At 50.1% G+C, this 23,865-nt stretch carries 18 protein-coding genes; 14 read left to right on the top strand and 4 right to left on the bottom strand.

The genetic code is table 11. The features are described from left to right. Positions 1 to 74: 74 nt before the first annotated feature. The 9 genes from EFO84_RS05305 (at position 75) to EFO84_RS05265 (ending at position 11,733) form a co-directional block, all read left to right on the top strand. Positions 75 to 1,295 carry an efflux RND transporter periplasmic adaptor subunit gene (locus EFO84_RS05305; RefSeq protein WP_127347026.1) on the top strand — a complete coding sequence of 407 codons (1,221 nt, stop codon included), beginning with the start codon at positions 75 to 77 and terminating at the stop codon, positions 1,293 to 1,295. Between the two features lie 15 nt (positions 1,296 to 1,310). Continuing rightward, positions 1,311 to 4,478, top strand: coding sequence for an efflux RND transporter permease subunit (locus EFO84_RS05300; RefSeq protein ID WP_127347025.1), 3,168 nt, complete (start codon positions 1,311 to 1,313; stop codon positions 4,476 to 4,478). A gap of 104 nt (positions 4,479 to 4,582) precedes the next feature. After that, positions 4,583 to 5,308, top strand: coding sequence for a DUF599 domain-containing protein (locus tag EFO84_RS05295; RefSeq protein WP_127347024.1), 726 nt, complete (start codon positions 4,583 to 4,585; stop codon positions 5,306 to 5,308). Positions 5,309 to 5,334: 26 nt separating this feature from the next. After that, on the top strand, positions 5,335 to 6,327 hold the full coding sequence (astE, locus tag EFO84_RS05290) for a succinylglutamate desuccinylase (protein ID WP_348534531.1): 993 nt from the start codon (positions 5,335 to 5,337) through the stop codon (positions 6,325 to 6,327). A 154-nt stretch (positions 6,328 to 6,481) separates the two neighbouring features. Continuing rightward, positions 6,482 to 7,678, top strand: a complete 1,197-nt coding sequence (locus EFO84_RS05285; protein ID WP_127347022.1) for a thiamine pyrophosphate-dependent dehydrogenase E1 component subunit alpha — start codon at positions 6,482 to 6,484, stop codon at positions 7,676 to 7,678. Between the two features lie 2 nt (positions 7,679 to 7,680). After that, positions 7,681 to 8,658 (top strand): alpha-ketoacid dehydrogenase subunit beta, encoded by a 978-nt coding sequence (locus EFO84_RS05280; protein WP_127347021.1) that lies wholly within the window; start codon positions 7,681 to 7,683, stop codon positions 8,656 to 8,658. A gap of 13 nt (positions 8,659 to 8,671) precedes the next feature. Beyond that, the gene (locus EFO84_RS05275; RefSeq protein WP_127347020.1) at positions 8,672 to 10,240 is read left to right on the top strand and encodes a dihydrolipoyllysine-residue acetyltransferase; all 1,569 of its coding nucleotides are present in this window, start codon (positions 8,672 to 8,674) and stop codon (positions 10,238 to 10,240) included. Positions 10,241 to 10,419: 179 nt separating this feature from the next. Continuing rightward, entirely contained in the window at positions 10,420 to 10,842 is a 423-nt protein-coding gene (locus EFO84_RS05270) for a hypothetical protein (RefSeq protein WP_127347019.1), read from the top strand. A gap of 81 nt (positions 10,843 to 10,923) precedes the next feature. Beyond that, the gene (locus tag EFO84_RS05265) at positions 10,924 to 11,733 is read left to right on the top strand and encodes a hypothetical protein (RefSeq protein ID WP_127347018.1); all 810 of its coding nucleotides are present in this window, start codon (positions 10,924 to 10,926) and stop codon (positions 11,731 to 11,733) included. Here EFO84_RS05265 and EFO84_RS05260 read toward each other — a convergent pair. Together EFO84_RS05260 and EFO84_RS05255 are read right to left on the bottom strand one after the other, a co-directional pair. Further along, entirely contained in the window at positions 11,704 to 12,486 is a 783-nt protein-coding gene (locus EFO84_RS05260; protein ID WP_127347017.1) for an SDR family oxidoreductase, read from the bottom strand. The two genes, EFO84_RS05265 and EFO84_RS05260, sit on opposite strands and share 30 nt — an antisense overlap. Positions 12,487 to 12,504: 18 nt before the next feature. Next, positions 12,505 to 14,046, bottom strand: a complete 1,542-nt coding sequence (locus EFO84_RS05255) for an AbgT family transporter (protein ID WP_127347016.1) — start codon at positions 14,044 to 14,046, stop codon at positions 12,505 to 12,507. Positions 14,047 to 14,130: 84 nt separating this feature from the next. Between EFO84_RS05255 and rnhB the strand changes: the two genes are divergently transcribed. Beyond that, positions 14,131 to 14,697 carry a ribonuclease HII gene (gene rnhB / locus EFO84_RS05250; protein WP_127347015.1) on the top strand — a complete coding sequence of 189 codons (567 nt, stop codon included), beginning with the start codon at positions 14,131 to 14,133 and terminating at the stop codon, positions 14,695 to 14,697. Between the two features lie 11 nt (positions 14,698 to 14,708). Here the strand turns inward: rnhB and argE are convergent, their stop codons facing one another. Further along, a complete protein-coding gene (argE, locus tag EFO84_RS05245) occupies positions 14,709 to 15,869 on the bottom strand; it encodes an acetylornithine deacetylase (protein WP_127347014.1) in 1,161 nt (386 codons plus the stop codon). A gap of 50 nt (positions 15,870 to 15,919) precedes the next feature. Then, positions 15,920 to 16,480: an outer membrane beta-barrel protein gene (locus EFO84_RS05240; RefSeq protein WP_127347013.1), complete on the bottom strand. Its 561-nt coding sequence runs from the start codon at positions 16,478 to 16,480 to the stop codon at positions 15,920 to 15,922. A 155-nt stretch (positions 16,481 to 16,635) separates the two neighbouring features. On the opposite strand from EFO84_RS05240, the gene EFO84_RS05235 reads away from it, so the two are divergent. From EFO84_RS05235 to EFO84_RS05220, 4 genes are all read left to right on the top strand, one after another. Next, positions 16,636 to 17,568, top strand: coding sequence for an isopenicillin N synthase family dioxygenase (locus tag EFO84_RS05235; RefSeq protein ID WP_127347012.1), 933 nt, complete (start codon positions 16,636 to 16,638; stop codon positions 17,566 to 17,568). Beyond that, a complete protein-coding gene (locus tag EFO84_RS05230; protein WP_127347011.1) occupies positions 17,568 to 19,298 on the top strand; it encodes a bifunctional metallophosphatase/5'-nucleotidase in 1,731 nt (576 codons plus the stop codon). Before EFO84_RS05235 ends, EFO84_RS05230 begins: the two co-directional genes overlap by 1 nt. Then, positions 19,291 to 20,487: a multidrug effflux MFS transporter gene (locus EFO84_RS05225; RefSeq protein ID WP_240642647.1), complete on the top strand. Its 1,197-nt coding sequence runs from the start codon at positions 19,291 to 19,293 to the stop codon at positions 20,485 to 20,487. The genes EFO84_RS05230 and EFO84_RS05225 overlap by 8 nt, the downstream gene beginning before the upstream one ends. 199 nt (positions 20,488 to 20,686) lie before the next feature. Beyond that, positions 20,687 to 23,865, top strand: a 3,179-nt coding sequence (locus EFO84_RS05220) for a DUF6531 domain-containing protein (RefSeq protein ID WP_164742382.1), incomplete at its 3' end; no start/stop codon positions are given.

Here is a 23,865-nt window from a genome sequence, read left to right as displayed (position 1 = left end):
ACACATCGGTGCTGTTCCACGGCGCCATAGTGCTTCATACTATTGTCATCTAAGTTATAACGGAATGAACCCCCATGGCTTTTCAGAAACGTAAACTAGTGCCGCCGGCAATTATCATTGTTGCGGTTGGCCTCTTAGCATTGTTGTCGATCATGCGTCCGCAACCACCCCAACGGCAAACTGAGCGTCCCCCGGTTTTGGTTGATGTGATTGAAGTGCAGGCTGAAGACGTTAACTTCTTAGTGGCTGGTCAAGGCAACGTTGAAGCCAAACACGCTACTATGATGATGTCGCAGGTGAGTGGCAAAGTCATCGAATTATCGCCAAATTTTGTCGCCGGCGGCTTTTTTAAAGCCGGTGAAGTGCTGGTCAAAATTGACCCAGCTGATTATGAAGTAGCCTTAAAAACCGCTAAAGCAAATCTCGCGCAAGCGAAAGCCCAATTAGCGCAAGAAAGTGCGCTCGCTAAGGTTGCTCGCGATGAGTGGGAATCGCTGCAGATGGGCGAAATTCCAGCGCTCGGTATTCGCGAACCGCAAGTAGCTAGCGCCGTGGCCGGCGTGCAATCGGCTGAAGCCGCCGTTGCCAAAGCGGAACGCGACCTTGAGCGCACAGTGATTCGCGCTCCGTATGATGGCTTGCTGCAATCGAAGAATGTCGATATCGGTCAATTCGTCGGCATCAATAGCCAAGTTGCTCGTATCATGAGCACCGAGACCGCTGAAATTCGAGTACCGCTTAGTGATCGTGACTTAGCCTTTATGAATTTGCCAGAACCTGGCGATGACCCATCAATGGCCCCTCAAGTACAACTCACCTCAGAAGTTTCGGGTCAGCCAGTGACCTGGTACGGCCGTTTGGTTCGTACTGAAGGCGTGTTGGATATGAATAGTCGTGTGGTGTATGGGGTGGTTGAGGTAGCTGACCCGTATAACCGTAGCGGTGATTTACATGAGCAGCCGTTACGGTTTGGTCGCTTTGTACAGCTGTCTATAGCTGGTAAAGCGGCACAGAACTTGTACCGCATACCACGTTACGCTGTGAACCAAGATAATAAAGTCTGGACGGTCGATGGCGATCGCCGTTTGCAATTACAAGCCGTTGACGTGGTCCGTGCTGAAGCAAACCAAGTTTATGTTTCAAGCGGTCTGAATAGCGGTGACAAGGTGGTATTGACTCAGTTAGCCAATGCCTTACCGAGTATGAAAGTGCGCTTACCGGGTGACCCATTACCGTTACCACAAGAGCGCGCCAGTGCCAAACAAGATGACGACACCGCGGTAAAACCGGATTAACGAGGAATTCCACGTATGAGTGATGCAACAACTCCACAAACCGGTTTGATTGCCTGGTGGGCGAGAAACCCCGTCGCTGCTAACTTACTGATGGCACTAATTATTGTTGGTGGTTTATTTGGGCTGAGTAAAGTCCAAAAAGAAATGTTTCCTGAAATTGAGCTGAACATCATTAGCATCCAAGTGCCGTTTCCAGGTGCTGCACCGCAAGAAGTTGAACAAGGTGTGTTGGTGTTGATCGAAGATGCTATTGAGGATATCGACGGTATCGAACGTATTCGTTCAACCGCTCGTGAAGGCATGGCATCGGTTAGTGTCGAAGTTGAAACGTCCTATGACCCACAGATTGTCATGGATGAAGTCAAAATGATGGTCGATGCCATCCCTAACTTCCCCAATCAAATTGAAAGCCCGAATATTTATCGCTCTCGCCCGCAGCGTAACGTGATTTGGATCTCAATTTATGGTGACGTGGATGAGCGCACGCAAAAAGAATTAGCCAAAACCATTCGTGATGATTTGAAAAAGGCCAACGGTATTACCAAAGTTGACCTCGTGGGTGCGCGCGATTATGAAATTTCCATCGAGATTTCTGAGCAAGACCTACAGCGCTACAACCTCACTTTTCAGCAAGTTGTTAATGCTGTTCGCGGCACTTCAATTGACGTTGCCGGCGGTTCGATTCGCACACCAAATGGCGATATTTTGCTGCGCGCCAATAACCAGGCCTACGTGGGCGATGAGTTTGAGCGTATTACCCTGATCAACCGTCCTGATGGCACTCGTCTCACTTTGGGTGATATCGCCACGGTCAAAGACGCCTTTATTGAGCGTCGCCGCTTCAGCGAATTTGACGGTAAGGCAGCCACCTTTGTGCGGGTCAACTCGGTGGGTGAGCAAAGTGATTTGCAAGCTGCAGCCACAGTTCGTAACTATATTGAGCGCAAGCAAAAAGAACTGCCACCGGGTGTGCAAATAGCGCATTGGGGGGATTCCTCGTATTACTTGCAAGGTCGCCTCGATTTAATGACCAGCAACATGATTGGCGGCAGTATTTTAGTATTCATTTTGCTGTCACTGTTTTTACAGTTGCGCCTAGCATTTTGGGTCATGATGGGTATTCCTATTGCCTTCCTCGGTACCATTATGTTGATGCCGATACTGGGCATCTCGATCAATATGATCTCGTTATTCGGCTTTATCTTAGTGCTCGGTATCGTCGTCGATGATGCCATAGTGATCGGTGAAAGCGCCTATTCTGAGCTCGAAAAGCACGGTAAATCGGTGGAAAATGTGGTACGTGGCGCTCAGCGAGTCGCCATGCCGGCAACCTTTGGGGTGTTAACCACCATGGTCGCTTTTGTGCCGATGCTGATGGTGGGTGGAGCGCAAGGTGCTATTTGGGAATCCATTGCCTGGGTGGTCATTATTGCGTTGGCGTTTTCGTTGATTGAATCAAAGATGATCCTGCCTGCCCACATTGCCACCATGAAATTTTCGCGCCAGCAGCCGGAGCGCTTAAATGCATTTCAACGTACCCGCAATAAAATTTCTGACAGCCTGAAGGTGTTTGTAGATAAGTACTACACACCGTTCTTGGCGCGTTGCTTACGTAATCGCGGCATCACTTTGGCAGCATTTATTGGCCTGTTTATTGTCTCGATCGGTTTAATCTCGGGTGGCATTGTGCGTTGGGTATTTTTCCCTAATGTGCCGAGTGACTTTATCCAAGCACAGGTATCTATGCAGCCTGGTACCTCTGAGCAGGCAACCATTGATGCCGCCGAAATCGTTGTGGCGCAATTAAATCAACTCAATGCCAGCATTGAAGCTGAATCTGGACTCCCGGTGGTGAAACATACCAACGTGTGGGTTAACAGTGGCAGTGCTACCGTTTTCGCTGAACTTGCCAAAGGTGAGGAGCGTGAGGTTGACGGCTTTGCCATCATCAATCGCTGGCGTGAATCCGTGCCAGAAATTGCTGGTATCAAAGCGTTGAATTTCCAAGGCAGCATTGGCATGGGTGGTGGCTTTGATCTGGAGTTTCAATTTACCGGCGAGAACTTGCCGGAACTTGCCGCTGCAGCGGCTGAATTACGCCGCGAACTATCCGGCTTCGCAGGGGTATTTGATATAGAAGATACCTTCGGTGAAGGCAACAACGAGGTGGTGGTCAGTCTCAAGCCACTGGCCACGGCCATGGGGATTAGCTTATCTGAGTTAGCCACGCAAGTACGTTACGCTTTCTACGGCGCTGAAGCACAACGCATTCAGCGTGGTGACGAAGAAGTACGAGTTATGGTGCGTTATCCACTCGATGAGCGAACCTCTATTGGCGATTTAGAGAACATGAAATTGCGCACTGCAGATGGTGCGCTCATTCCATTTACTGAATTAGCAGATATTGAGTTCGCCAAAGGCTATAACTCTATTGTTCGGGTTAACCGTGAGCGTTCTGTCAACGTCCGCGCGCGCGTCGACAAAGCCAGCGTGCAGCCGTCTGACATTGTGCGGCAAGTGCGTGCAGAGCGCATTCAGCCAATTCTTGATAAGTACCCGTCCGTTGGTTTTAAACTGGAAGGGGCATCGCAAGATGAGGAAGAAGCAACTGACTCACTAGCTCTTGGTTTCTTATTGGCACTGCTAGCCATTTATGCACTGATGGCCATTCCGCTGAAGAGCTATAGCCAACCGTTCATTATTATGTCGGTGATTCCGTTTGGTATGATTGGCGCGGTGGTCGGCCACTGGGTACTGGGTATGCCAATATCGATTTTGAGCTTGTTCGGGGTTATTGCCTTGGCTGGTGTTGTGGTCAACGACTCGCTGGTTATGGTTGATTATGTTAACCAAGCGCGACGCGAGGGGACACCGCTGGCAACTGCCGTGTTAGACGCTGGTGGACGCCGTTTCCGCGCTATTATTCTGACCTCGCTGACCACCTTCTTCGGCTTATTACCGATTGTGCTGGAGAAGAGTATGCAAGCGCAAATGGTGATCCCAATGGCGGTATCATTAGCCTTTGGTATCCTATTTGCCACAGTGATTACCTTGATCCTGATCCCGTGCTTATACCTGCTGTTGGATGATTTCAAGCGCTGGGCACGTAAGATCCTCTCATGGTACGGTTTGGCCAAGCCAGCAACCAACCAATTAGACCCAGATAACGTGTTGAAATCTTAAGGTCATATTTTCGTCATTCGATGGTAAACTAAGCCTCATAAGCTAATTCCATGTGATACCGTAGCACTTAGCTACGGTATCCATTTTCTAGCAAGGACAGTCTTATGAATTTGGCCCTCAATGATTTGCTGGCATTGTCGTTTTTCGTCCTCGTGTGGTTCATTTATACCCAGTTTGCGCGGGTACGTGCGCGCTCAACGTATAGCTTGTCGTATATTTTACGACAGCTTCGTATTGACTGGATGTCGACCTTAACGCGCAAAGATCACCAAATTGCCGATGCCGCATTACTCGGTAATGTGGAACGCACGGTGACCTTTTTCGCTTCCTCAACCATTCTTGTGCTTGTTGGTGTGCTGACATTACTGACCTCGGCCGACAAAGTGGTGGAAGTGCTCAATTCCATTCCTTACACCGCCGCCACATCGCCGGAGAAAGTCCAAACCAAGCTAGCGTTATTTGCCTTAATCTTTGTGTTTGCCTTCTTTAAGTTTACTTGGTCTATTCGTCAATTCGGCTTTGTGTCGGTGTTAATGGGCGCAGCGCCACAATACCGCTCGCCAGAAATTACCGACGAACAGCGCAACGTGTTTGCGCGTCAAGCCGCTAAGGTCATTGATCAGGCCGGCCATGAGTACAATAACGGCTTACGCGCTTATTACTTTGCCCTGGCGTACTTATGCTGGTTTTTACATCCGTATTTATTTCTTGCCTCGACTGCCGTAGTGGTAATGGTGCTTTATCGTCGTGAGTATCGCTCGCGGGTATTACGCGCCTTGCTGGCCACCAAAGGCTTATCGCCGGGGCGTATTCCACCAGAGGACCGCTAACCGTGCACGCTAATGATTTTGAGGTACTGGCATGGACGCTTGGTCAGCAAGCTGTCAATCACGACTGTTTTCAGGGTGAGTGCGGACAACTCGAATTGTGGGACCGTGGGGTATTGATGTGGCAGCCGCAGCAGCCAGGCGGCAAAGATATCGTGTTGTCGTGCGGCGTGCATGGTAATGAAACCGCGCCGATTGAGATCCTCCGCGATATCGTTCATGACCTATTACGGCAACACCACGAACCCGTGCATCGGGTGCTATTTTTGTTCGGCAACCCGTGGGCTATTAACGCTGGGGTGCGTGAGCTTGAATACAACATGAACCGGCTATTTAGCGGTGCCCACCAGCATGGTACGGCCCCTGAGCAGCAGCGGGCGGCGCAGTTAGAGCAGTATGTGACGCAGTTTTACCAGAGCGCGCCAACTGGCCAACCTGAGCGGCTGCATTATGATTTGCACACTGCCATTCGCGACTCCTATTACGAGAAGTTTGCCATTTACCCGTTTCAGCATGGGCGGCCTTATAGCAAACAACAACTGAGTTTTTTGGCGCAATGTGGTATTCACACCATTTTGCTCAATCAAGCACCCACCACCACCTTTTCGTATTACAGCGTCAACACCCATAAAGCCCAAGCGTTTACCGTTGAATTAGGTAAAGTGCGGCCATTTGGCGAAAATGATCGTAGTCGTTTTGCCGATACTGAAGGTATGTTACGGCTATTGTTGCAGCAGCATGAGCTGGAGCTACCGGTGTTTGCCCCAGAACAACACCATATGTTTGCCGTGCAACGGGTGATTGACCGCACTCAAACCGATTTTCAGCTGCACTTTGCCGACGACGTGGCAAATTTCACCGAATTTCCAGTCGGCTATCGGCTAGCTAGCGATGGTGAACAAACGCACGCTATTGAGCAGGCTGGCGAACGGATCATCTTCCCTAATGCCAATGTGGCGATTGGGCAGCGCGCGTTGCTGCTGGTGAAAGAACAACCGCTCGACAGCTTAGATCTGGTCTGACAACACCCGTGTTACGGTGGATTTACGCACGCTTGCGATGAATTTTAACTACGGCTATTTGCATGTAAGTTGACGTGAAGGTAAAGTGAGCGCACTTTTATCGGCTAGTTCAATGACCGACAGTATTCTAACGAACGTACAGAACGAGAGAGTTATGGCGAAGGACACGAAACACCAGCTGGATATCGTTACCAAAGCGTCATTTTTAGACGCCAGGGCGCTAAATATCCCTATGCTGCAAATCCTCAAAGAAGACGGCACGCTCCACAAAGGTGTGGATGCTCCGGATCTGGACCAAGACACGGCATTGAAGATCTTCCGTACCATGCAGTTCATTCGCATTCTCGATGAACGGATGATTGCAGCGCAGCGCCAAGGGCGTATCAGCTTTTACTTATCCTCACTGGGTGAAGAAGCTGCCAGTATTGGCTCGGCTGCAGCACTGGATAGCCGCGACATGATCATGGGGCAATATCGCGAGCAGGGCGCCTTAGCCTACCGCGGCTTTAGCATTGAAGAATTCATGAACCAGTTATTCTCTAACGAGCGTGACTTGGGCAAAGGCCGGCAAATGCCTGTGCATTATGGCTGTGCACGGTTGAACTTCATGACCATCGCTTCGCCATTGGCCACGCAAATTCCACAGGCCACGGGCTATGCCTACGGTCAAAAAATGGACCAAAGCGGTACCTGTACCATCTGTTATTTTGGTGAGGGCGCCGCGTCAGAAGGCGACTTTCATGCAGGCCTGAATATGGCGGCAGTATTTAAAGTGCCGGTGATTTTCTTCTGCCGTAACAACGGTTATGCCATTTCAACGCCATCACAAGGTGAACAATATGCCGGTGACGGCATTGCCCCGCGCGGTGTGGCCTATGGTATGAAGACCATTCGCGTAGATGGCAACGATGTGTTGGCGGTGTATCACGCCACCCAATTAGCGCGCAAATTAGCCGTCGAGCATAATGAGCCGGTACTGATTGAAGGCATGTCGTATCGCATGGCCGGCCACTCAACGTCAGACGACCCAACCGGTTACCGTACCCGCGAAGAAGAAGCTGGCTGGCGTAGCAAAGATCCGGTTGCGCGCTTCCAGAAATGGTTGGTCAGCAAAGGTTGGTTGGACAATGACGATGCCGAAAGCCACTATGCTGAGCAGAAAGCCTTGGTGCTAGACGCGTTAAAAGCGGCAGAAACCATTGCCGTACCGCACGTCGATGAAATTATCGAAGATGTCTATGACACTCCGCCAGCACAGCTTAAACAGCAGTTGGAGCAACTCAAAGCGCATATTCGTAAGTATCCAGAAGCCTATCCGAAAACGGCTTCGCGTTTGGATGAGGAGCGTTAATCATGGCTAAGATGAATTTATTGCAGGCGATCAACAACGCCCTTGATATTGCCATGACCAATCATCGTAACGTGTACAGTTTCGGTGAAGACACTGGCGCCTTTGGTGGGGTATTTCGCGCAACCTCTGGCTTAACGGCCAAATATGGCCGCGATCGCAACTTCAACACCCCACTGGTTGAGCAAGGTATTTTAGGTTTTGCCAATGGTTTGGCGTCACAAGGCAGCTACGCCGTGGCTGAGATTCAGTTCGGTGACTATATCTTCCCGGCCTTTGACCAAATCGTTAACGAATCTGCCAAGTTCCGCTATCGCTCAGGCAACGAGTTTAACGTTGGTGGCTTAACCATTCGTACCCCATACGGTGGCGGTATTGCCGGTGGTCATTATCACTCACAGTCGCCAGAAGCTTATTTCGCCCATACCCCGGGTTTAAAAATCGTCATGCCGCGTAACCCGTACATGGCTAAAGGCTTATTATTAAGCGCTATTTTTGACCCGAACCCAGTGCTGTTCATGGAGCCAAAGCGGTTGTATCGGGCGTCCGTTGGTGAAGTACCTGAAGAAGAGTATCGCTTAGAAATTGGCAAAGCCGATATTGTCAAAGAGGGTAAAGATATCACCGTATTGGCATGGGGCGCGCAGGTTGAGATGGCTGAGAAAGCCGCTGAAATGGCCGCTAAAGACGGTATTGATTGCGAAGTGATCGACCTTGTCAGTATCTTGCCGTGGGACATTGACACTGTTGCCGCGTCGGTGCAGAAAACCGGCCGCTTAGTGGTCACCCAAGAGGCGCCACTAACCAATGGTTTTGCCAGTGAAATTGCCGCCAGCATTCAAGAGCGTTGCTTCTTGTACTTGGAATCGCCCATCGCTCGGGTGTGCGGCTTAGATACTCCGTATCCGCTGTGTCATGAAAAAGAATATTTTGTTGATCACCTGAAAGTCTACGAAGCCATCAAAGCTTCAATGAGCTACTAAGAGGCCCATGCGCATGAGTAAAGATTTTATCTTACCTGACATCGGCGAAGGCATCGTTGAATGTGAGATTGTTGAGTGGTTGGTGAAAGAAGGCGACAGCATCAAAGAAGATCAGCCGGTGGTTGATGTGATGACTGACAAAGCCTTAGTGCAAATTCCAGCTAAAAGCGACGGCGTGGTGGCTAAGCTGTATTACGCCAAAGGCGACATTGCTAAGGTGCATGAGCCGTTGTTTGCCATTACTGAAGCGGGTGGTGTAGAAGCCGCTCCGGCTCCGGCTCCGGCTCCGGCGGCAAAAACTGAATCAGTGGCAGCAGCTACAACCAACAGTTCGGCTGAAGTGGTCGAAGACTTTATCCTGCCCGATATCGGCGAAGGTATTGTTGAATGCGAGATCGTTGAATGGCAGGTCAAAGAAGGCGACGTTATTGCCGAAGACCAGCCAGTGGTCGACGTGATGACTGACAAAGCCTTGGTACAAATTCCTGCTAAAAATGCCGGCGTTGTTGCCAAGCTGTATTACCAGCAAGGTGATATTGCCAAGGTGCATGAGCCGTTGTTTGCTATTCGTCGCAGTGACGTCAAAGGCGCTCAGGCAACCCCAGCACCGGCGGAAGCACCAAAAGCAGCCAGCGTTAGCGCTGGTTCAGCTGTAGCACCAATGGCTGCCAGCAGCGGCAAAGCTATTGCCAGCCCAGCGGTACGTCGTCGCGCCCGTGAATTGAGCATTGATATCGCTCAAGTGCCAGGTTCTGGTGCCAAGGGCCGCGTCATGAAAGAAGACGTAGAAGCCTTTGCCCAAGGTGGCAAAGCTACCGCGCCGGCTGCAACGCAGCCATCCGCAGAAAAGCCAGCTGTTGCGGCAGCAAGCATCGGTGGTAAGCGGGTTGAGCCAATTCGCGGAGTAAAAGCTGCCATGGCCAAAGCCATGATGAATTCGGTCAGCACGATTCCGCATTTCACCTATGCCGAAGAGTTTGACCTGACAGCGGTTATGGCACTGCAGAAGCAGCTTAAAGAGCGCTATGCCGAGCAGGGCGTGCGTATCACCATGATGCCGTTCTTTATCAAAGCCATGTCACTGGCGCTAAAAGAATTCCCTATCATGAATGCGCAGGTCAACGATGATTGCACCGAGCTGACTTATTTTGATGATCACAACATTGGTATGGCGGTTGATACCAAAATTGGCTTGCTGGTACCGAATATCAAGCAAGTACAGAACAAGAGCATCATTGATATCGCCAATGAGGTGACACGCTTGACCAATGCCGCCCGTGAGGGCCGTGTGGCGCAGGAAGATATGAAGGGTGGCACCATCAGCATCTCCAACATTGGGGTGATTGGTGGCACCGTGGCAACGCCTATCATTAATAAGCCAGAAGCTGCCATTGTGGCGTTGGGCCGGGTGCAAGAGCTACCGCGCTTTGACGCTCAAGGCAACGTAGTTGCCCGCAAGATCATGGTGGCCAGCTGGTCCGGCGATCACCGTATCATTGACGGCGGCACCATTGCGCGCTTCAACAAACGTTGGCAGCAATTCCTCGAAGACCCAACCAGCATGCTAGTGCATATGGTTTAGTCATCGTGCAGCAGATCAAAAAAGGCAGCTTTGGCTGCCTTTTTTATGTCGTGATTACAACATTTAATTGACATGTTAACTATAAGCGCTCACTCTCATGAGCTTATTTAAAGAAGGTCAACGATGGTCAGGCGATGTTAATTTCTGAACTGGATCTTCTTAGTCGCAAGGAATAGATCATGCAGAGACTGGTATCTTTAGCGCTAATTTTTGGAACTGCATCGACATTAGCCTGTGAGAATATCGAAACGACTATTATTCAGTCTGATATTCGCGCTTTGGTTGTATCGCCGCCATCAGCTTCTGCTGATGAGATATGTACGATTGTCGATATTGTCTCGCCCCTATTCATCGAAAGTGCAAATTCAAACGATTTGGTCGCTAATGCAGCGATTTACTCTTCTTCAGGTACGCTAATCGCAGCAACAGAATTATCAACATCAATTGCGGACGATAAATATGTATCAACGGGCTGCATGCCGCTTGCTAGCGATTATATAGTGAAAATTGCCATGAGTTACCACCCGGTGGGCGAATTTTCACTGTGTCCTCAAAAAATCGTGATTGATAATCTAGCTACCTTTATGAATCAATCACAGTAAAATTGAACGATTTTGGAATTTTAATTGATGCTTCAAAACGACTATCGAATTTCACTAGATCGAATACTTGCATTGAGTGCTATGCTGCTCATCTATATATACCATTTTGTATACTGGCAATATTGGTATTGGGTAGATGAACACATATTCACTAATTATATAACGCTGTTAAAAGCTGCTGAGTTTGTTAGTGTCGCGGACCCGTTGGAATGGATTCTATCGAGCACTTGGTATTCTGCTCTGCTATATTTATTCCCCCTATTACTGACATTATCGGGGCGTTGGCCGCGAGTCGCCTTTTATCTAATATTTGTGTCTGGCTATTTTATTCCAATTGCCCCGTATCAATCGGTAATAGTTGTCGGCACGGTTGATGAAGGTTTATTTATGTTAAGTGTCGCAGCCGTTGGCCTGTTATTTGCTCGGGATGTAGAGAAGTCGAAGCTATTTTCAAACGGGTTTGACAAAGTCATTCGTTCAACAGTATTCAAAGGAATAACGGCTTTACTGGCATTAGCGGTGGTATGTGTGAGTGTTTTTGTGAATACTGAGCAGGCTGTTGAGGTTGCAAACACAGCTGCCACTATGGGTGATAAATCTCTCGCTAAGGTTCAGATAGGGTTGCCATTTATACAGGCAATAATCTTCTTGTTTTGTGCTGCTGGTGTTTTTATTACCACTTCGAGAGCACAGGTAACTTTTCTCACCATGTCGTGGTTAGTGATATTTGCACCATGGCAGATTCAGTCCCAATACCGGCTTGAACCGGCTTCGTTTACGCTATTATTGGAACTATATACCTACCTAAGTGCGATGGTCATCTGGCGGGCGTTAGCACCAAAAAGTGCTACCCACCAAAAATCAGCGTTTGGCGATCATGCGGCGCACTAGGCCGGGAAAGAAGCGTTGCAACAACGGTGCTAACTTGGACATGCCTGAGCCAATCACCACTTCTGCTTTGCCGGCAGCAATGGCACGTAACGACTGCCGCGCACATTTTTCTGCGGAAATGCCGCCGGCGTTGTCAGGGTCTTCGTGGCCAAGTGCTGAGCCATCACCGGTGAGGGAGTTGTGTGCCACTTGGGTGTTGATGAAGCCGGGTAGGATAGAGGTGACTACTAAACCATATTGGGCGGTTTCAGCGCGTAACGAATCCATAAAGCCTATCACCCCAAACTTGGCACCGTTATAGCCGCTGCGCAGCTTGGTACCTATTTTACCGGCTACTGACGACACCGTGACAATTTGCCCGCTGCGGCGCTCGACCATGCGCGGTAGCACTAACTTGGTCAGTGCTACTACGCCAAAATAGTCGATTTCCATCAGCTTTCGGTACACGCTGAGGTCGGTATCTAAAATCAACGAGCGCTGTGACACGCCAGCGTTGTTGATCAAAATATCTACCACTTGATCGCCCAGTGCCTGTTGTGCGGCAATGGCTGCTTGCTCCGGCTGAGCCAGATCAAGTGCCAATACCTTATGCCGTTCAGGATGGGCCAAGCTCAGCCGCACCTGTTCCAGCGCGTCGGCACGGCGTGAGGTAAGTATGAGATGGGCCCCGGCTTGCGCCAATTGCTCAGCCATGGCTAAACCAATACCACTGGAGGCGCCCGTTAACCACACTGTTTTACCGTTAAAATACATACTTACCTCACTCTCTGATTAGCCTGCTGCTGGATAGGTATAACTTGCACCTAAACCAAGTGGAATGCCCAGCATCCAGTAGATAATCAAGAACGCCGACCAAGTCACCAGCAATACCACCGAATACGGCAGCATCATGGCAACCAACGAGCCAATGCCTGTGCTCTTCACGTAACGCTGACAGTACAACACGATGAGCGGGAAGTACGGCAGTAGCGGCGTGATGATGTTACTGATGGAGTCACCGACACGGTAAGCTGCTTGGGTCAGGTCCGGTGAGTAGCCCAGTTGCATCAGCATGGGGATAAAAATCGGCGAAATCAGCGCCCATTTCGCCCCGGCAGAGCCGATAAACAGGTTGATGAAGGCCACCAGCAGGATCATGCTGACCATGGTCACACCGCCACTCAGTTGCAATGAACTGAGGAAGTTAGCGCCTTTTACTGACAACAAGGTACCTAGATTTGAATCGGCGAAGGCTTTGATGAATAGCGCACAGAAGAACGCCATGACCATGTAGTAGGCCATGCCTTCCATCGATTTGGTCATGGCGTCAATGATGTCTTTCGAGGTATTAAAGCTGCCGGCCACATAGCCATGCACAATGCCTGGAATAACAAACAGCAAGAAGATCAGAGGTACAATCATTTGCATCAACGGCGCACCGAAAGACGATAGCTCGCCGGTATTCGGGTCCGCCAACGGCGTACCTTCCATCAGCGATACATAGGTCAGCAAACCGATACCCGCGAGCATGGCTAGGCTGGCCCAGCGGAACGCCTTACGGTCACGCGGGGTGACATCGTCAAGGGTTGGCATATCGTCTTGATCGCCATCAAGCTGCACTTTTTTCAAGCGCGGCTCAACCACTTTATCGGTCAGGAACCAGCCCACAGCAATTACCACGAACGATGATGCAGCGGTAAAGAACCAGTTGTTCAATGAGTTCAGCTGCACTGCCGGGTCCAGAATATTCGCGGCGCTCTGGCTCAGCCCTTGCAGCATTGGGTCAATGGCAGATGGCACAAAGTTGGCGCTGAAACCACCGGATACCCCGGCAAAGGCAGCGGCAATACCCGCTAGTGGATGACGACCGGCGGCATAGAAAATCACCCCACCCAGTGGAATTACCAATACATAACCGGCGTCTACCGCAGTGTGGCTAACAATCGCCACCAGAATCAATACTGGGGTGAGCAGCATTTTCGGGGTGACATTGAGCATTAACTTGATGGCAACGTTAATAAAGCCACTGCGCTCCGCCACACCCACACCTAACATGGCTACCAGCACCACCCCAAGCGGGGTAAAGCTCATAAAGGTGTTGACCATTTTGGCGAAGAAATCGGCCAAGGCTGGACCAGCCAGCAGGTTGTTCACGGTCACGTCAACGCCAGTCAGCGGATGCTTGGCATCAAAGGTGACACCAGACAGCGCCCAACTCAGCACCCAAACAATGAGGAGGAGACCAAAGAACATGACCGCTGGGTCGGGAAGTTTGTTACCAACCCGTTCAACGCGATCAAGAATGCGATATAGCAAGGTGGATTGTTCAGACATGAAATGCCCCTTGTTGTGTTGTTATTATGATGTTCACGCACGTATCATACCCACAACTTACCTGATAACCAAACACGGAACGCTATGATTTGTGGAACAGATGAAGCAGGGCGCGGGCCAATTGCTGGCCCGGTAGTGGCAGCAGCGGTTATTTTAGACCCATTGCGGCCCATAGCCGGTATTAATGACTCGAAAAAATTGTCAGAGAAGAAGCGCCAAGCGCTGAGCGACGAAATTAAACAAAACGCACTGTATTGGGCCATTGCCCAGTGTGACGCGGATGAAATTGATGCCATTAATATTTTGCAGGCGTCGCTATTGGCGATGAAGCGTGCCATTGAAGCGCTGCCGGTGCAACCCAGTGAAGTGTTGGTGGATGGCAACAAGCTACCGAAATTGCAGGTACCAGCGCGCGCTATTATAGGTGGTGATGGCTTGGAACTCTGTATTGGTGCGGCATCGATTCTAGCCAAGGTAGAGCGGGATCGGCAGCTACTGGCCTGGCACCAGAGCTACCCGCAGTATAATTTTGCCCAGCATAAAGGCTACCCCACTGCAGCGCATTTAGCGGCGCTAGCAGAACACGGAGCGTGCCCACTGCATCGCCGTAGTTTTGCCCCGGTAGCTAAGGTGTTAGCTAGCCAAACTTAGCTCGCTAGGCCTTAGATGGTAAGGCACAGTGAGCGAATCAGGCCTTGCAGTTGCGCTAAGGCGGGTTTTACTTCACTGACCTGAATGTATTCATCGGGCTGATGTGCTTGGGCAATGGAGCCGGGGCCCATAATGATGGTATTACACCCCAGCGCTTGTACGAATGGCGCTTCGGTGCAGTAGTTGGCAGGCTCAGCGTTATTACCGGTGAGTTGTTCCGCTACCCGCACAATGTCGGCTTCGGGGTCGCATTGGTAACCTGGAATCGGTTCGTGCATATGAGCTAAACACACCGAATTCGGGTAAATAGCATTTACTTCGGCTAAACGTTCGTCAATTAGCCCGTATAACTCAGTCATTGCCATACCGGGCAATGGCCGCAAATCAATATGCATCTCACAACAGGCGCAAATACGGTTGGCCGCATCGCCGCCGTGGATATTACCGAAATTTAGGGTGGGATAGGGCACCGCAAAGTTGGCGTTGTGGTAGGTCTTTTGAAAGTGCCGTTGTAATTCACGCAGGCGGGTGATCACCTCGTGCATCACTTCAATGGCATTGATCCCAGCAGCGGGGTTGGAACTATGACCACTGCGGCCGGTCACCCGAATGGCTTCGGTTAAATGACCTTTGTGGCTGCTGACTGGTGTCATCGATGTCGGCTCGCCGATCACCGCAAAATCAGGTTTTAGGCCTGCAAATGCGGTCAATTCACGCGCACCCGCCATAGTGGTTTCTTCATCAGCCGTGGCCAAAATATACAGTGGCTTTTTTAACTGTTTCAGATCGATATCACGCAGCGCTTCCAGCACAAAGGCAAAAAAGCCTTTCATATCGGCGGCACCTAAACCGTAAATTTTTCCGTCGCCTTCGTGCAGGGTAAATGGGTCGCGGCTCCAGCGCCCCTCATCCCAAGGCACCGTATCGGTATGACCGGCCAAGAGTAGGCCGCCAGAACTCCCGGCTGGCACATAACTGGCCAGCAAATTGTACTTGTTAGGTTGGGTCGATAACGGATTTACCGTAACCGTAAAGCCTAATTGTGCACACCAGTCAGCGAGCAAATCGATAACGGCTTTGTTACTGGTATCCCAATGTGGATCAAGCGCTGATACCGACGGAGCGGCAATCAGCTGACGATACAATGACAGAAACTGCGGTAGCTGTGACATCTGTGGTTCCTACAGGCCAACCCATAATGACCACAGCATACCGCATTTTATTAGAAGTGATAACTAGCGCGTAGGCGAACACCGTCACCATATTCACTGTCTTGGTAGCCAACCCCAACCGAGGTGTTTTGGTTGAGAAAATAATTGACGCCGAATTGGTAGATATTATCGCTACCGGCATCGGTGTAATTCAGGTAGCCCACGCCACCGTAGAACTCGAACTGGTCAACCCGCTGGCGTAAGTTGGCTTCAGCGCCCCAATAATTGCTATCGAGTGGGCCAAAATCAACGCGGCCAACGCGTGCTTGTACATCGGCAATAAGGCCGCTGTTGAGCCAAAAATAGCGGCCCAGGTTAAAGCCTACAGAGTCGCGGCTAGCCGATATCGCGTTACTATCGATGGTTTTATAGTGGCCACTGACAAAATAGGGGCTGTTGAACTCAAGGCCACCTTCAATAGTGAGTGCATCGCCACCATCGTAATCGGCAAAGCTCACACTGGCGTAGTTATAAGCCGGTTGCGTGCGCGGCTTTTCCTGCGCGGCAGTGTCCGTAGCAGCGCATGCTATAAGTAGGCTAGAAACCAGTAAAGCGGGTTTAGTTATTTGCATAAAACACCTCTTGGTCTATTACGATGTTCGGAGCATGCCAGAAGCATCTAAGAAAGTGTGGCGATTTACCCAAGTTTTACCCATTCTGGTTGTGTTTAGGCTACTAAATTTATAGCATAGACACCTTTCTAGTCACACTTGCGGATAAGCCTATTATGAAGTCCATTCCTCACATTGATATGAGCCTGTACAACCAGGATTTCAACGTATTTGCCAAGCATGTTGGCGAAGGTTATGAAGCGAATGGCTTCGTTGCACTGACCAAGCACGGTGTTGAGCAGCAGCTCATTGACGATGCCTTAGATATTTGCCGTGAACTGTTTGCTTTGCCAGAAGCAGTAAAACGTCAATATCATCTGCCAGGTGGTGGCGGTGCACGCGGTTACACTCCCTTTGGTACCGAAATTGCCAAAGATGCGAAACATGTTGATTTGAAAGAATTCTGGCACGTTGGTCGCGAAGTACAGGGCACGCCGCCGTATCCGCAATTAACGCCCAACGTGTGGCCAGCCGAAGTACCGCAGTTTAAAGACAAGATCATGAAGCTCTACACCGCGTTAGATGCTTTAGGTTTGCGTGTGCTTGAAGCATTGGCAGTGTATTTACAGCAGCCGCGTGATTATTTCAACGATAAGGTCAATTGGGGCAACTCAATTTTACGGCCGTTGCATTACCCGCCCATTGTTGACGAAGGAACACCGTCAGTGCGTGCCGGCGCCCACGAAGATATTAACGTATTGACCTTGTTAATTGGCTCGCGTGAGCCGGGCTTAGAAGTATTGGCTAAAGACGGCAGCTGGATACCAGTGACGATCATTGAAGGCGCGATTATCTGTAACGTCGGTGACATGTTGCAGCGCTTAACCAACGGTGTATTGCCATCAACGACGCACCGTGTGGTCAATCCACCGGCGCCGTTTAGCAGCAAGTCACGTTATTCAATTCCGTTTTTCTTGCACTTTAATCCGGATTTCATGATTGATCCGTTAAGCAGCTGCATCAGCGATGAAAATCCGCAGCGCTTTAGTGCTATCAGTTCGCACGATTATTTGATGGAACGCTTACGCGAAATTGGGTTGGTGAAATAATGCCAAGCTGGAGCGGTATGCGGCATTATTGGGTGGTTGCTAGTGCACTGCTGGTAAGCAGCTGCACGAGCCAGCTCGAGCAGCCCTCACCCTTCCAGCTGACCATTGCGCATGTGAATGACCATCACTCACATTTATTGCCCATGCAGCGTACTCGTATTGCCGTCGGCGCTGAGACTGTGCAGCTCGAAACCGGCGGCTTTGCGCGCGTAGTGACTCAAATAGCGGCTATTCGCCAACGCCATGAGCATGTTCTGGCGTTGCATGCGGGTGATGCAATTACTGGCACCTTGTATTACACCTTGTTCAACGGTGCAGCTGACGCAGCGCTGATGAACCAAGTCTGCTTTGATGCCTTTGCCTTGGGAAATCACGAATTTGATAACGGCGATGCGGGGTTGAAAACCTTTCTTGATTATCTGTCGTTGAGCGATTGTTCGACCGTGGTGCTGGGCGCCAACGTTGAACCTGAAATTGGGGTATCGCCACTCACCCCAAAAACGCGCTGGGACAGCTTTAAGCCATACGCTATTTTTGAATTTAACGGCGAACAAATAGGGCTGATTGGGCTTGATATTGCGGTAAAAACAAAGCAGTCGTCAATGCCTGATGCGACCACGCAGTTTGCTGATGAGTACACTACCGCGCTTTACTATATCAACGAGTTACAGCGGCTGGGGGTGAATAAAATTGGCCTGCTGACGCATATTCAGTACAAAAATGACTTACTGTTGGCAGAGCGCTTACCAGCGATTGATTTTATTGTCGGCGGTGATTCACATACCTTAATGGGTGATTATGCGGTGCATGGCTTACCCAGTGTTGGCCCGTATCCTATGCAAGTGACCAACGCCGATGGTGACTTGGTCTGCGTAGCGCATGCGTGGCAGTATAGCCAGGTGGTGGGTGAGTTACAGGTGAGTTTTAACCAAGATCGCGTGCAGTCATGTTCAGGTCAGCCGCATTTACTGATCGCCGAAGATGCGCCTGAAGCGGTGACTGCATTACCACACTTCACCGCGGTAGCGCCCGATGCCGATAGTTTAACGTTGTTGGCACAGTATCAGCAGCAGCTTGACCAACTCACCAGCCAAGTCATTACCAATGTCACGGAACGCATTTGCATGCAACGCTCCGGCGTAGCGAGCAACCCAGATTGTGGCGCCGGGCGGCAATCTGATGCGCACCGACTGGTTGCTGAAGCGTTTTTAGCCAGTGCGCCGCAAGCTGATTTCTCCTTGCAGAACGGCGGTGGCGTGCGCAGTGAAATAGCTGCCGGGCCCATCAGTGTGGGTGATGTTTATCGGCTATTACCGTTTTCCAATACCCTGGTGGAAGTACAAATTACCGGCGCTGAACTGAAAACCGTATTGGAGCAGGCGCTGAGCTATGCCATGTCTGCTTCTGGCTCTAACGGTGCTTACCCGCATGGTGCTGGCATTCAATTTGATATTGATATGAGCGCGGCTGATGGTGAGCGAGTTAGCGCCTTAATGATCATGACTGACCAGGGTTTACAAGCGGTTGACCCAACCCGCACCTATACCATGATCACCAATAGCTTTTTGGCCAGTGGTGCCGATGGCTGGCGCTTATTAGCTGAAATTAATGCAGCTGGCCGCATTACCGATACCTACGTTAATTATGCTCAGTCATTCGTTGACTGGTTGCGTAAAAACCCAGAGGTAAAACGACCGACCGCGCATAGTACCCGCAACTATCGTGACTGATACCCCGCGGTTTGATCTCACCCTGCTATTACTGGCGCTGTTGACGGCTTTTGGGCCGTTGTCTATTGATATGTATTTGCCAGCTTTTGGGGTGATCGCCGATAGTTTTGCTCGCACGCCGCATGATGTTGAATTGAGCCTCACGGCATTCTTTTTAGGATTATGTATTGGTCAACTATTGTACGGCACTGTGGCCGATCGCTTTGGCCGCAAGCCACCGCTCTATGTTGGCTTAACGCTGTACATTATCAGTTCATTGGCGCTGGCTTACGCTGCTAGCCTTGAGAGCTTTATCCTCTGGCGTTTTGTGCAAGCCATTGGCTCATGCGCTGGGCTGGTTATTGCGCGCGCTATGGTACGTGATATGTACACGCCACAAGCCTCGGCACAAGTCTTCTCATGGTTGATCTTGGTGATGGGCATTGCGCCGATTGTGGCGCCACTTATGGGCGCCGCTATTACTACACATTTTGGCTGGCGAAGCATGTTTGGACTCTTGGCTTTGCTGGCTTCGCTCTGCCTAATCGTCATGAATTGGCAACTTCGCGAAACTCGTGCTGCAGATCCCAGGGTACGCTTGCGTTCAAGTTTACGCATTTATGCACAAATTCTTTGTGATAGGAGTTTTATTCGATATGCACTGCCGGGAGGTATCGCACAGTCGGGTATGTTCGCTTATATCACCGCATCACCGTTATTATTTATTGATTATTTTAAAATTAGCCTGCAGCACTATGGTTGGCTATTTGCCGTAAATGCTATTGGTATCATCAGTATGGCGCAATTCAACGCTTGGTTATTACGGCGCTATCCGGCTGATCGAATTTTACGGCGTGCAATGGCCTTACTGGCAATGATCTCTGTTAGTTTAGCTTGTCTCGGTGGGATGGATTCGCCTATGTGGGCTTTGTTAATCGGTGTGTTCTTTTACGTGAGCACCTTAGGGGTGGTGTTTCCAAACGCCATGGCTGGCTCGCTAGCTGCCCAGCAAAAAAGGGCAGGAGCAGCATCTGCACTGACCGGCTCTTTGCAGTTTCTAGTCGCTGGTTCTGTATCCGCTATTGTAAGTTTCTGGGGGCGCCACCAACCGTTCGCAATGATATACATGATTGCCATGTGCGGATTACTTGCGTGGTTGTTGTACTTGCTTTTACGTCCTGAATCAGTGCGCTTAAAACATATTTGCTAAAATCTCCATTTTTGCCTCGTTACGCTCATTTGACCTTATGCATTCTGAGTTCGAACTAGATACAACTTAATACGTATTATGCTACGTGGTCGCTTTTTATATGACTTTATTGCAGCAACTATTTGACATATTTTGCGACAAGGTCAATAGTCTTTTCATACCTCTTGATGGAATCTCATTAACGTAAGGAACACGACGCATGCGCCTCTCGCTGTTATTGATTATGTTGTCTCCACTCATTGCAGTGACATCACCAGTAGTATTTGCGAGTGACCAAGAAGTCATCACGCCAATGGAGCGGATCACCGTTACTGCGCCGCGACCGGAAGCGCTGCGAGCATTATCCTTGCGCTCTCTTGCGGTTGATTTTGAATCATTAGGTGGAACAGATATCACGGCTAATAATCCGTATCAAAGTGAATCGGCGCAAGATAGCTGTCGTGCTGGCAATCCTGTGATTGTGTCATCTGGAGAAAAGGTAGAGAGCCACACGGATCTCATCATGATGGGTCAAGTACCTTTTGCATTAACGCGTTCTTATTCCAGTTTCAACAGTGAAGTCGGCGCGTTTGGACCGGGTTGGTCGACGCCTTTCGATATCAAATTGGTACTGACCACGAATGCATCAGGTGATAAGTGGCCAGCCTATGTTCGCATGCCCGGCGGTAAGAAAATTTATTTTGAGTCACCGCGTGATAGACCTCCGGGTGAGCCTGCTGAGTTATCATTTTTTAGTTATCAACAAGCGAATGTTTTGGACACCGACCCATTTTTTTCGGTTTGGTCACTTCAGGCTGAGGATGGGCAATCGTATCAATTTAATAGTTCTGGGCAATTGACACGCAGTGGCGATGCGAGCTCTGGTCGTGGTCTGTATTTCAGTTACGCCAGCGGCAAGTTATCCGCAATCACCACAACAGGCGGTCGCAGCCTGACGGTCAGCTGGGATAATAACCGTATCATTCAGGTGACTGATGCTGCAGGGTATCAATATCAATACGGCTATCAAGCCGGTGTTTTGAGTACTGTGACCTTCCCCGATGGCAGTGTTTATAACTATCATTATGATAGTACGGTGCCGCATCGATTGCTGGGTGTCAGCTACAATATGGAGCAGTTCTCTTGGTTTGCTTATGATGTTCATGGACGTGTGATTGAGAGTCGTCATGCCGGTGATATTGATAAAACATCCTTTGCTTATGGTGTGACGAGCACCACGGTAACCAATGCACTTGGCAATATCAGCACTTATCACTATAGCGACGCGGTCAAAAGTCGATTAATCAGTATTACGACCAATGGTACCCCGTATTGTGGCCAAGCACTTACGACGCAGACCCACAACCCCGTTGGTCAAGTGAGTGCAAGGACCTCGAATAATGGCGAGCAGTCAGCGTATTATTATCAAGGGCGGTTACCGACGCTGATATGGCGTGCTATCGGAACGCCTGAGGCGTATTCAGAGCAATACAGCTGGCATTCAGGCTCACGCCGTTTAAGCGCGTATATTCGAAGTGATGGTTATCAAGAGAGTTATAGCTATAACTGGTACAACGATATCTCATCGAAAAGCATCGGCAGTGGTGGTGTTAGTCGTCATTGGGCGTACAGTTATCAGTATGGAGTGGGTGGTTTGATGAGCAGTCGGACCAGCATCAATCCAGGTGGCCATGCTATCACGGAGGTATTTGACAGTGCTGGAAATTTGAGCCAAGTGACCGATGAAGTTGGTTTCATCACCAGCTATCAAGATTATGATGCGCGCGGTCTGGTCGGTAAGATTGTTTATCCTGACGGAACCGCGACCGAGTACAGTTACGATAGCCGTGGGCGCGTGGTGAGCATGAAGCAACGCGCAAGCACCGGTCAATTTCATCAGGTGAGTTATTCGTACAACCGCTTTAATAAAGTCGCGCAGCAGCTCTCAAGTACGGGTGAAGACATCACCTATGATTATGATTTGGCGGGGCGTTTGACGAGCATTCAACGGCACCGCGGGACGCAGGTAGATGAATTACGACTAACGCGCAATTTAGCGGGCGACATTACGCAACGAGATATCATCAAGCATGACGGCGCTCAAGCGGTGACATGGTATCAAGAAACACGTGAGTATACCGCGCGCGGCATGTTGCAGAAGATACGTGACCATCAGGGGAATATCATCAGTGACTATCGCTATGATGCTTCAGGGCGTCTTCTTGAGCAAATCGATGGTGCTGGTGAGGTTGACAGCTTCAGTCATGATATTCTTGACCGTTTGGTCACAGTGACTGATAGCGATGGCAACAATACCCAAATGAGTCATACGCTGAAGGGTTTGGCGCAAGTGACCGATGCGCGGCTGCATAGCACCCAGTATCAACGAAATGTATTCGGTGACACCGAGCAATTGGTGAGTCCAGATACACAAACCAGCATCATGACGATGAATGCGCTGGGTCAGTTAGAAGCGATGACCGACGCACGTGGCGTGACGACTAGCTTCAGCTATGATGCGGCGGGTCGATTAGTGACGCGACAAAATAATCAAACCAGCCAATTTAGTTATGACCAAGGTGCGGTCAACCAGCGCGGTAAGTTGACGACAGTGACTGATAGTAGCGGGAGCACTTCATTGACCTATGGCGAATGGGGTCTGTTGAGTCAACAGCAGGTCAACATTGCTGGCAGTCAGTACCAATTGGCCTGGAGTTATGATGCGCAAGGTCGCGTTAGCAGTCTCATTTACCCTGGTGGTAATACCTTGAACTATCAGTATGACCTTTACGGCGATGTACAGAGTCTCACGGTCACCATCAATGGCACGACGGTATCGCTGCTCACTAGCATAACAACAGCCCCCTTTGGCCCTGTCACTGGCTACACCTATGGTAATGGGCTGGTACGAAGTCTGACCTACGATGGCTCATATCGGGTGCAGTCGATTACCACCACAGGCGTGCAATGGTTGAGCTACAGCTACAATGCCCGTCAGCATATTGCAGCAATCGCCAATGGCTTAACCAACGATACTCAGCAGTTTAGTTATGATAGGCAAGGGCGTTTAAGTGAAGTGCTCAGCTCGTTGCAGGGAGCGAGTCAATTCAGCTACGATGCGCTTGGCAACCGTTTGACCCGCAGTGGTAGCATGAACGAGAGCTATACGGTGGACAGCGCATCGAACCGCTTAGTTTCGGTGCAACGGGCTAGCCAGCAGCGTAGTTTCAGTTATGACGCCAATGGTAATGTCATCAGCGAAATTGGCTTCAGCGGACAGCCGCGTGCTTATGGCTATAATCAAGATAACCGCATGGTGAGCGCAGGCACGGCAATCTACAGCTACAACGCCTTTGGGCAACGGGTGCAGAAATCCGTTGGTGGTGTGACGACTCATTA

This window comes from Pseudidiomarina mangrovi, from assembly GCF_003999375.1.
Lineage (GTDB): Bacteria > Pseudomonadota > Gammaproteobacteria > Enterobacterales > Alteromonadaceae > Pseudidiomarina > Pseudidiomarina mangrovi.
Note: the sequence above shows the minus strand (reverse complement) of the source record. Positions and strands in the feature narration are given on the sequence as shown.